The following is a 2,590-nucleotide window of genomic DNA, read 5'->3' on the forward strand; positions in this document are numbered from 1 at the left end:
GGCCTGCAGCGGCTCCGGCCCGCCGGCCAGCAGACCCGCCCGCGCCAGCAGCGCCCCGCCACTGCCGCAGGCCAGGGCCCCGAGGGCCAGGGCCACGCCGGCCGCCTCGGCCCCCGCCGGCTGGTCCTCCCGGGGAGCGTGCTGATGCACCACCAGCAGGACCGCCAGGCTGATCAGCGCGATCCCCAGCCACTGGGCCGGCCGGGGCACCTCCCCCAGCAGCGCCACCCCCGCCAGGCTCGTCACCGCCGGACCGCCGGCATCGATCGTGAGGGTGCGCCGGGTGCCCAGGCGCCGCAGGGCCGCGAAGAACAGCGTGTCCCCCAGGGCGATCCCCAGCACCCCGCTCAGGGCCAGCAGCAGCAGGGATCGCGGCGCCACCTGCCAGGGCAGCGCCAGGGCCAGCGGCAGCAGCAGGGCCACCGCCAGCAGGTTCTTGAGCAGGTTCAGCCGGGCGGCCGACAGGGAGGTGGGCAGCCGGCGCCACAGCAGGCTGGCGAAGGCCCAGCAGAACGCTGCCGCCAGGGCGGCAGCGACGGGAGCGGCGGACAAGGGGCCGCGGGAGGGTGGAAGAGTTGCGATCATCGCCTGATCGCGCCCCATCGCCTGAGGCCCCCGTGAGCGGATCCATCGCCGACGCCATCAGCTTCTTCCGGCTCAGCTGCGGCCGCTGGCGATCCCAGCGCAGCAGCCACCACCTGCTGCACCGGCGCGCCGAAGCGGGCGGCTCCTTCATTGAAGTTGTGCAGCTGGAGGCGGCCGATCCACGCCTGGAGGCCATCGCCGTCCTGCACGGCCAGGATCCCGCCGGCCTGGTGGGCGGCTGCCGGGTGCGCTGGAGCGGCTCGATGGCCTGGGACAAGGCCGGCGAGGCCCACGAGGGCGAAAGCGTCTTCGGCCTGATCCCCAGCGATGAACGGGGCCGCAGCGGCCTGCTGCTGCGCGACCGCGGCTACGCCGAAACGGCGCCGGTGGCCGGCCACTTCGCCATGGACGACCGGGACGGCCTGCTGCTCACCACCAGCTACGAGACGATGAACAGCCTGGAGCGGTTCAGCTTCGCCGGGCCCGACGTGCGCCTGCGCACCAGCACCGTCGAGGGGCTCTCCAACACCGCCTCCTTCTGCGTCGAGACCCGGATCCCCGGCGAGACAGCAGCCGGGACTGGCGCCAGCGCCGACGCAACGGACAGCCCTGCGAGCCCCGAAACCGCCTGCCTGTCGGCCCTGGGCTGGTGACTTCGGTGCCGCTGGCGTTGTGTCGCCAACGTTACGGACTGTGAGCCCTGCCCGCCCGCGCCCGGGGCCGCCGGGGCCCTACTTCTACGATCCCCAACGACGGATGCCGGACCACGCGTGGCTCTTCCACTCCTCAAGTACGCCCCCACCTCCCAGAACTCGCGTGTGACGCCGTTCCGGGTGGGTTCCGACGAGGACCCCAAGGCTGTGTCCATGGACAAGGCCATGGACCGGGAAGATCAGAACTTCGTGATCGAAGCGGCCTACCGCCAGATTTTCTTCCATGCCTTCAAGGTCGACCGCGACCGCACCCTTGAGTGCCAGTTGCGGGACGGCCAGATCAACGTGCGGGATTTCATCCGCTCGCTGTGTCTGTCGGACACCTTCAACCGCAGCTTCTACAACCTCAACAGCAACTACCGGGTGGCCCGCCACCTGGTGGAGAAGCTGCTGGGCCGCCCGGTCCACGGCAAGTCCGAGGAGATCGCCTGGTCCGCCGTGATCATGACCAAAGGGGTCAAGGGCGCGGTGGATGCCATCCTCGACTCCCAGGAGTACCTCGACGCCTTCGGCTACGACACCGTCCCCTACCACCGCAACCGGGTGGTGGGCTCCCGTGAGGTCGGCGAAACCCCCTTCAATCTCACCTCGCCCCGCTACGAGTCGTACTACCGCGGCATCCTGGGCTTCCCCCAGATCGTCTACACCGGCAAGACCCGCAGCTTCCCCGAGCGCGCCCAGCAGCGCCGTGGTGGCTTCCCGCAGGACTACCTGCCCTGGGTCCGCACCCTGCCCGCCCTGCGCGGTGTCGGCAGCGCCGCCGCCGGCAACACCGGCATGGACTACCTCTCCAAGGTTCCTTACCGCAGCATCGGCCGCTGAGTCCGGGCCGTTCCGGCCCCAGCGTCCTTCCACCCTGGCCCTGCAGCGTCGTTGCTGCAGGGCCTTTGTCGTGTCCTGGCCAGGCTCCACGCAGCCCCGGGCGCTTCAGGCCGTCAGTGGATCCTGACCACCAAGGGCTGGCTCCGCCTAAAGCAGGAAACGTCCTCCAGACTGATCCCAAACGAATTCTGATGTTGTGAGCCAGAAGACGCTGACCTCCCTGGCGATGATGACGCTGCGCCAGCTGCGGCAGATCGCCAGTGATCTCGGCGTTTCTCTGTACAGCCGCAAGTCCAAGGAGGAGCTGGTGGAGGCCATCAGCACCCGCCAGGTGGAGGAAGGGGAAGGGCGAAGTCTCGAGCGCATCGAAGCCGACATGTCCCCGGCCCCCCGTCCCGCCGCCGAGACCCGCGTCGTCTTCCTGCCCCGTGATCCCCAGTGGGCCTATGTCTTCTGGGACATCTCCGAGG

Annotated in this window: 4 protein-coding genes; 3 read left to right on the plus strand and 1 reads right to left on the minus strand. The window is 70.1% G+C overall.

Features of this window, described 5'->3' with window-relative positions:
* Nucleotides 1–552: EamA family transporter (locus KUG43_RS12160; protein ID WP_353618027.1), on the minus strand; the 552-nt coding region annotated here is incomplete at its 3' end.
* A 65-nt stretch (nucleotides 553–617) separates the two neighbouring features.
* On the opposite strand from KUG43_RS12160, the gene KUG43_RS12165 reads away from it, so the two are divergent.
* From KUG43_RS12165 to KUG43_RS12175, 3 genes are all read left to right on the plus strand, one after another.
* Nucleotides 618–1,238 (plus strand): phycobiliprotein lyase, encoded by a 621-nt coding sequence (locus KUG43_RS12165; protein ID WP_216909410.1) that lies wholly within the window; start codon nucleotides 618–620, stop codon nucleotides 1,236–1,238.
* Nucleotides 1,239–1,355: 117 nt separating this feature from the next.
* Nucleotides 1,356–2,120, plus strand: coding sequence for a phycobilisome rod-core linker polypeptide (locus KUG43_RS12170; RefSeq protein ID WP_216909412.1), 765 nt, complete (start codon nucleotides 1,356–1,358; stop codon nucleotides 2,118–2,120).
* 229 nt (nucleotides 2,121–2,349) lie between these two features.
* Nucleotides 2,350–2,590: Rho termination factor N-terminal domain-containing protein (locus KUG43_RS12175; protein ID WP_216909414.1), on the plus strand; the 241-nt coding region annotated here is incomplete at its 3' end.

This window comes from Synechococcus sp. CCY 0621 (assembly GCF_019038465.1).
GTDB lineage: Bacteria > Cyanobacteriota > Cyanobacteriia > PCC-6307 > Cyanobiaceae > Cyanobium.